The sequence below is a fragment of the Candidatus Burkholderia verschuerenii genome (assembly GCF_001189365.1).
GTDB classification, from domain to species: Bacteria; Pseudomonadota; Gammaproteobacteria; order Burkholderiales; family Burkholderiaceae; genus Caballeronia; species Caballeronia verschuerenii.
The window spans coordinates 1-6,253 of the sequence record NZ_LFJJ01000261.1; the positions used below are offsets into that span (position 1 = coordinate 1).

The 6,253-nt window shown below is 60.6% G+C and carries 6 protein-coding genes; 5 read left to right on the forward strand and 1 reads right to left on the reverse strand.

What is annotated here, in order from left to right; genetic code table 11:
- Positions 1-723 precede the first annotated feature (723 nt).
- Entirely contained in the window at positions 724-1,350 is a 627-nt protein-coding gene (locus BVER_RS26905) for a helix-turn-helix domain-containing protein (RefSeq protein ID WP_198155421.1), read from the forward strand.
- A gap of 132 nt (positions 1,351-1,482) precedes the next feature.
- Here BVER_RS26905 and BVER_RS26910 read toward each other — a convergent pair whose 3' ends face one another.
- Positions 1,483-1,692, reverse strand: coding sequence for a hypothetical protein (locus tag BVER_RS26910; protein WP_050455862.1), 210 nt, complete (start codon positions 1,690-1,692; stop codon positions 1,483-1,485).
- 409 nt (positions 1,693-2,101) lie between these two features.
- Between BVER_RS26910 and BVER_RS26915 the strand changes: the two genes are divergently transcribed.
- From BVER_RS26915 to BVER_RS26930, 4 genes are all read left to right on the forward strand, one after another.
- Positions 2,102-2,806, forward strand: a complete 705-nt coding sequence (locus BVER_RS26915; RefSeq protein ID WP_157056256.1) for a hypothetical protein — start codon at positions 2,102-2,104, stop codon at positions 2,804-2,806.
- 78 nt (positions 2,807-2,884) lie between these two features.
- Complete coding sequence (locus BVER_RS26920) at positions 2,885-3,382, forward strand: hypothetical protein (RefSeq protein ID WP_050455864.1); 498 nt, start codon at positions 2,885-2,887, stop codon at positions 3,380-3,382.
- 64 nt (positions 3,383-3,446) lie between these two features.
- Complete coding sequence (locus BVER_RS26925) at positions 3,447-4,307, forward strand: hypothetical protein (RefSeq protein ID WP_050455865.1); 861 nt, start codon at positions 3,447-3,449, stop codon at positions 4,305-4,307.
- A gap of 333 nt (positions 4,308-4,640) precedes the next feature.
- Positions 4,641-6,248, forward strand: a complete 1,608-nt coding sequence (locus BVER_RS26930) for a KAP family P-loop NTPase fold protein (protein WP_050455866.1) — start codon at positions 4,641-4,643, stop codon at positions 6,246-6,248.
- Positions 6,249-6,253 lie beyond the last annotated feature (5 nt).

Consider the following 6,253-nt stretch of genomic DNA (forward strand, 5'->3'; position numbering starts at 1 on the left):
TGCTGGCAGTGTCGGCTCCTTTCCGGTCGCCCGGATGAGTCGCCCATAAGGAGGGTACGTTGTCCCCGAAGCTTCGAACCCGACCGTTACCGGTCGCGCACGTTCAGGTAGGCAACTGCTGGTCGTATAGCAGGTCACGGCTTCACGCTCCGATGTTCTGGTGGTTGAATGTGACAAGGCAGAGAAGAGCTTTGCCATCCCCTACGTTGCCGATTTACGTCCGGCGGACGGCGACACGCGTCGCACTTGCTTTGGGTTCTCATGGCGCGCGAGCGCCTCTAAACTCCCGGAAAAACAAGCCGGGAACGAGAATGCCGAAGCCGCTCAAATTCGACAGCGGGCGAATGAAAGCCGAAGACGCGGAAGAAATTTGGAGAGAAAGCCTGAAACCGATGTATGAAATCGAGCGCCCAAAAGGAGCCGCGTTCGAAGCGCGCATCGAGACGTGGGATATGGGAGGCGCGTTGCTGCTTACTAAGCACTCCGCGGCCGACGAAGTGCAGTTCCAGCGGACGCGGCGGCGAATTGCTCTGTCGGGCGTGGACCATTATTTGATCCATTGCTTGCTCGGCGGACGGCTCGTTTCGCAGTCAGCCGAGGGCGAGCAAGCCGTGCCTCTGCATTCTCTGGCCGTGCGAGACATGGCCGTGGAGAATGTCGGCTTCGCGTTGGACGCTCCGATGCTCCACGCTCAGCGTTCCGCGGCTCGCGCTCGATCGGCGGATGCCGCGCGGCGCGAAGCTGCATGGCGCGTGCTTCGACGCGGGCGACCCGCTCGGCGCGCTGGCGGCTTCTCACATCAAGACGCTCGCGCAGGTTCTGACTCCGATGACTGTCGATCAAGCGAGGACCGCAGCGCACGCGACGCTCGATTTGCTGGCCGCCTGTTTGTTGCCGAAAGTCAGCCTTGTCGAGAGCCAAGAAGACGGGCGGCTCGCGCCGGCCTTGCGCGCGCAAGCGCTCGCGCATGTCGAGCGGCATCTGCTGGACCCCGACTTGACGGCGGACTCAGTCCAAAGCGCTTTGAAGGTGTCGCGGACAGCCTTGTATGAGTTGTTTCGCGAGTTTGGAGGCGTGGCAAGCCTGATTCGGGGCAAACGGCTGGACGAAGCGATGCGCCGGCTCGTCGATCCGCGGCGAGCGCGCGAGCGTGTTTCTGAAATCGCTTATTCGACAGGGTTTTCGAACGACAAGACGTTCGGCCGCGCCTTCAAGGAGCGATTTGGGTGCGCTCCGGGAGACGCCCGCGAGCGGGGCGCGGGCTATCGCGTCGAGGCAAAGGAAACACGAGAAGACGCGCAGAGCCTCGCCGCAGAGTATGACGCGATCGTGCGGCGCTTAAAAGACTGAGGGCGGCGCTGTGTCCGAAAGGGATCGGGCCGCGCGCGGCGGCCCGGCGGCGATGCCGCAGGGGCGGGGGCTCTTGGCGGCGATGCGGGATGCCGATTGTCCCATATCTTCAGTCAAATGCACCCCGGCGCCTCAAAACTGGCGCTCGATGTCAGCCGCGAGCGCGGCGCGGAACCGTTCGCACGCGGTCTGCAATTCCGCGACGGCATTGTCGAAGCTCGGCGAACAGCCGCTTGATTGGTTGGCCGGGCCCAAGAACTGCGACACCGCCGCCTTCGCGCACTTGACGCCGTGCAGCGCCCGCGCGGTCTCCCTGCTGTATGCACGCCCCGTGCCGCTCAACTTCAGAGAACAACATCGGCATCAGCCAGTGATTGGCGGAGAGCGATTCGGCCGCCTGCTCCGCCGGCGTCCCGCCGATTCTCGCGCGCAAATGCAGCTCGCACACGGACTGAAACCGATTGGACCAAGCGTCAAATACATCCATGGCGCCGCGAAGCGCTCTGGCTTCCTCCGCGATAAAAATTGGGCGAGATTCTGCCGCGCCCGCGCCCGCGCTGGAAGGACTGTCGCCGAAGCTCTGAAACAGCCTCTCAATGGGGCTTGGCGAGCGGCTGGCAATTGACCGGAGAGACCATCGAAATCGCGGCGGAATCGCAATCTCCTGACGTTTTTCCTATCGTATAACGTTTGCGCGCTTCTTGTTGATGCGCGCGGAAGATGGCGTCTTTGGCGGCCGCGCCGCCTCTAATTGCCCGGCTATTGGATTGCGAAGCGACGAGCGCCTCGGACTGCGGCAGGCGCTCGGCGCCGCCGAGTTCCGAAGGGGCGCGGCACTCCCAAGCGTTCCGCTCCGGCGACGAGGGTCTTTCCCGGTGCCGCGCTTGACGCTTATGAAATGACTTTTGCGTTCGCAAGCCGTGAGAAAATGCTCAAGTCGCCGCCTTTTATGCCGTTCTCATTCATGGCCGAGCAATCGAAGACCAAGCGCGGCCTCGCCCGGCGCGCCCGCAACAACAAGGCGCTGTTTCTGCCCGTGAGTGTCGCTACCGCGAATCAAATATCGCTCCGCTCGTGGACCGCTCTCGATCGCGTCCGGGCGGGCGACGCCGATTCCGCGGCGGTCATCGCGCTTGCGCACGCGACTGTCGTGGCCGCGCGAGTTTCGCAAGCGGGCTTCGGCGATATTGACAAAGAGACGCTGGACGAAGTGGCGGCGGGGTTGTCGCAGGCGATCGGGCGCGGCTGCGAAAGCGGGGATTGGCAACTGGCGCCAGCGCTTTTGGCCCCGATCGGCCGCGTGTTGGACGAGCATCATCGCCAGCTTCGGCAAGTTCGAATGGCCGTGATCGTTGAGGCCAACGAGTGGCTCGAAACGCGGCTTGAACAGGGCGCGCGATTTGAAGACTTGCTCGGCGATGCGACGTCAGCGGCGAAGCAGGCTGGCGGCGAGTGAAGTGGCGCCGCTTGGCGCCTGCAAGCAGTTTACAATCCGGTCGGATTAGAGAAGGGAACCGAGAAAGTAGAAGAGAGCATGAGCGGACAAGACAGCGCGGGCGCAGACAACTCGTCATCGCGGCGGCAGCGGCAAGAGGCTGAGCTTAAAGATTTCCTGAGGGGAATGGACGCGCAGCGCTATGTGCTGACGAGCGCTGAGGAGCGGGCGGCCCGCGCGCTGTTGGCGGAGGGATTCGAGGCTGTGGAAGTGGCCGCGTTTCTGCAAGCCTCGCCTTGGGCCGCTTTCTATCGCGGCTGCCTGCGCAAGCACCATTTGCCTGAGTCTGAGGCGGTGCGGGACGCTCTGCGGAAGTCGTTCGAGCTCGGCGAAAGCATGCGCGCGGCAGCCGACCAAGCGGTCGAAGCGATGCGCAAAGAGGCCGACGAGATGTTCGGCCCCGTCGCCGAGCCTTCAGAAGCCCATCGAGCTCCCGACTTCGAGATGGAGCTCTTCGGGCGAGCGCGCTCCCGCGACAAACACTGGCCGGCTTGGATGCGCGAGCTGACGCAGGCGCAGCCTCCCGTCATCGACTAAGCGACGCCGCCCGGCGCCTCGCTTCGGGCAGTCCAGAAGGCAGTGGTCAAACCATGGCAAGCAAATGAGCGACACGAGTCCGCCGCCAGCCAGGCGCAGCTACTATTCAGCGCGATCGGGGCGGCGCCCCGCGCGCGCAGGCCTTTCCCTCGATCAACTCAAGCAGTTTTTCAAGGGGACGTTTGAGGACCTCGAAGCCAAGGGCTATTTCCAAGAGTGGTTCGGCTATCACTGCGTCGACGCGGGCTTCAACCCGGGCCGGGCGGGCTCCTCGCCTGAGCAATACGCGTTGCGCAAAACGCGCGCGACGTCGCTCTGGCCGCTCGACGAAACGCTGGCGAAGATGACGGAAGGCGATCTCTTCGACGTGATCGAATTTCTGTTCGATCACTCGTCCGAGGGGATCGACGGCTACTACCATCAATTTTGCGATTGCGGCTGGCATTACAACGGCTTCGATCGGAAGCGCGGGCAAGCCTTTTATCGAGCGACACTCAACGATCTTCTCGCCGACTATGGGCGCGGGCATGAGCTGAGCGAGGCGGGCGAAATTTTCTCCGTTGGCGACGAGGCGTTCGCACCCCTGTTGGAAGCAAACCTTCCGGGCGTCGATCGCTTGAATGTGCAGCAACGGGTTGAGGAGGCGAAAGCAAAATATCGCCGGCGAGGCTCGACCCTTGGCGATCGGCGCGACGCGGTTCGCGATCTGGCAGACGTGCTTGAGTTCGTGCGCGAGGACGCGCGGAAAGTGCTGAACTCAAAGGACTCGGGCGATTTGTTCAACCTCGCGAACAACTTCGGCATCAGGCATCACAACAAAGACCAAAAGACGGACTACGATCCTGCGATTTGGCTGAGTTGGATGTTCTACTATTATTTGGCCACCATTCACGCCTGCGTCAGACTCATTGAGAAAAATAAATGACTCGTTGTTGAATATCGCTTTCGGCGGCAAGCATTGAATGGGGATATTCGAAGAGCAAAGATTAAACGCCAACGACAAATCCTCTTGAATGGCAAGACGATGCTTTCCTCTATCTCGTCGCTTTGCATCTTAGCGAAGTTCGCTGTTATGCTCGTCGCTCCAAAACAATAAGAGAAAGTATCGCATTGTCTAAAGGCGTCGACTGCCAGCGTTTTATAGCTTCTCCCCGCGGCAGTTCGCTGCGCGCTCCTTGTGCCGTTTAACGTTGAAGCTTCAAACACAGGCGGAAGCCGTTGCGTCATCCAAACTCTTCCATCATTTTCGGAGCAGTGAATGTGGTCCGATGTTGAAACGCAAGACGACTACTTGAATTACTTGGAGGTCGCGGAGGTCGTCAGCGAAATACTTTTGTCTCCGGCCATGCGGCCGGTGTCGGTCGGCGTTTTCGGCACGTGGGGGACGGGCAAGTCAAGCTTGCTTAATCTGATTGAAGCAGACCTTGAACGTCGCGCAAAGAAAGACGTCATTGTGATTCGCTTTGACGCATGGCTTTACCAGGGGTTCGATGACGCTCGCGCCGCTCTGATGGACGTGATCGCGCGAAAACTCTACGACGAAGCAAAAGAGGACGCGGGGGCGAAAGGGCTTGCTTTAAAGCTGCTTGCTCGCGTTGACGTGGTTCGAAGCCTGGGCTTGGCCGTCGAGATCGGCGCGGCGGCTTTTGGAGTGCCCACGTTCGGCGTGGGTTCTCGCGTCGTTGGCGCCATTGGCAACTATCTCTCTGGCACGCCTGAGGAAGAAGACGCCAAAGCGATAGCGGAAGGAAAGAAGGAGTTGGGTGGCTTGATCAAACCCGAAAAAAAGCAGACCCCTCCCGAACAGATCGACGCGTTCCGCGCCGACTTCGGTCAGCTGCTGACCGATCTCGGCAAAACGCTGGTGGTTTTCGTCGACAATCTGGACCGGTGCCTTCCGGGCCAAACCATTCACACGCTTGAGGCTGTTCGGCTGTTCCTTTTCATGGGGAATTCCGCGTTTGTTGTGGCGGCCGACGAAGACATGGTGCGCCACTCGGTGTCTCAGCATTTCAAGGATGCGGACTCGAGGCACGTTAAAGACTATCTCGACAAGTTGATTCAGGTTCCGGTCCGCGTGCCGAGGCTTGGCGTCGCTGAGATACGCGGATACTTGTTCATGCTCTTCGCCAATGGCGGCGAGATTGACAAGGCGGACGTTGAAAAACTGCGAGCGCGTCTTGAAACGAATTTGCGGTTGAGTTGGAAAGAACCACCATTATCGATTGATGACGTCGTGGCTGTCTTGGGGGACAAAGGAAAGGCGCTCCGGAACAGTTTCGATGTCGCGGATCGGATAGCCGCGTTGCTTGCGAATGCTCCGCTGGTCGATGGAAACCCCCGCATTGTCAAACGCATGCTCAACGTGGTTCGCCTGCGCTCTCGGATCGCTGAGCGCAGGGGGATGCCGGTGGACGAGCAGATGGTGGCAAAGTTCGCGTTGTTCGAACGGTGCGTGGGGTCAGCCGCTATCGCGAAGATGTATTCGTTGATCAATGAGGCGCCCAGCGGAAAACCCAAGTTGATCGCGGACCTCGAGAAGTTGCTCGATGACCATAGAAAATTCAGCGATGCGTTTCCAGAAGAATGGAAGCCGGACGCCTCGTTCCACATCGAATGGTTCGCGTTGAATCCGCCCTTGGGAGACGTGGACCTTCGCCCGTTGGTCTACCTGAGCCGCGAAGTGACGCCTGTTCGGACGCAATCGGCCGAACTGTCGCAATCGGCCGCACAGGCGGCCGCTCGTTTGTGCGCCGAGCATGCGCAACAGCTTGGGGGTGCAAGTTCCCTGTCCAGCCTGATGGGGCGAAGGCCTAGTGAAACGCAAGGGCGTCGTTGTGAGGCGGGGTCTGAAGGAAGCGTGTAGCAAAG

Coding starts and splice junctions, on each gene's coding strand:
- BVER_RS26905 (WP_198155421.1), top strand. CDS start 724: ATGCCGCGCGGCGCGAAGCTGCATGGCGCGTGCTTCGACGCGGGCGAC.
- BVER_RS26920 (WP_050455864.1), top strand. CDS start 2,885: ATGAGCGGACAAGACAGCGCGGGCGCAGACAACTCGTCATCGCGGCGG.
- BVER_RS26925 (WP_050455865.1), top strand. CDS start 3,447: ATGAGCGACACGAGTCCGCCGCCAGCCAGGCGCAGCTACTATTCAGCG.
- BVER_RS26930 (WP_050455866.1), top strand. CDS start 4,641: ATGTGGTCCGATGTTGAAACGCAAGACGACTACTTGAATTACTTGGAG.